Raw genomic sequence first — 914 nt, forward strand, 5'->3', positions numbered from 1 at the left:
CCGACCCGTCCTCCCCGGCCGAACCTGACCCACACATCAGTCAGGAGATTCGAAACTTCGGCCGACATGTGCAGGGATTGCCCGACATGTCCGCTGGCGGGGCGAGGTTGTCCACAGGGCGGGTCGCGACATGGGTCGGCGGTCGGCGCGGCGGGCAGTCGTCATCCATGATGATCCCGCTGACCGACCCGCGCCGTGGACGGATCATGCTGCGCAAGCACTTGATCGACCTCGGCTACACCGACCGCGCCATCGCTGCCCAGGTCAAGGGCGGCGAGTGGGTGAAGGTGCGGCACGGCGCCTACACCGACGCGCACACCTGGAACGGACTCGACGAGGCGGGACGGCACGCGCTGGTGGCCCGGGCCGTCGTCGCGCAGGCGCGCGTGGACGTCGTCGTCTCGCACGCCTCGGCGCTCCCCTTTCTCGGCGCGCCCACGTGGGGCGTGGACCTCGACCTCGTCGACGTGACCCGGCGGGACGGCACGACCGGGCGGAAGGAAGCCGGGGTGCGTCCCCACCGGGGGGCGATCATCGACGGCGATGTCGTCGAGCGTGACGCTCTCGACGTGATGGCTCCGACGCGCACCGCGCTCGAGGTCACGACGGTGGCGACCGTGGAGGCGGCGATGTGCGTGGTCAGCCACCTCCTGCACACGAAGCAGACGACCATGCAGCAGCTCCGTACGCGATACGAGCTGATGAAGCACTGGCCGGACACGCTCTCGACAGACCTGGTGCTCCGGCTGGCCGACGAGCGGTTCGAGTCCGTCGGGGAGTGCCGGACGTACTACCTCTGCTTCCGGGAGGGTCTCCCGATGCCGGAGCCGCAGTACAAGATCCGGGACGGGTCGGGCCGGGTCGTGGCCCGGGTCGACTTCGCTTGGCCAGAGCTCGGGGTCTTCCTCGAGTTC

The 914-nt window shown here is 69.8% G+C and carries 1 pseudogene; it reads left to right on the top strand.

Annotation, left to right across the window (positions count from 1 at the left end):
* Positions 1-167: 167 nt before the first annotated feature.
* Positions 168-914, top strand: a pseudogene (locus ABD086_RS24650) (hypothetical protein); the annotation flags it as partial.

The organism is Nocardioides aquiterrae, from assembly GCF_039526625.1.
GTDB lineage: Bacteria > Actinomycetota > Actinomycetes > Propionibacteriales > Nocardioidaceae > Nocardioides > Nocardioides aquiterrae.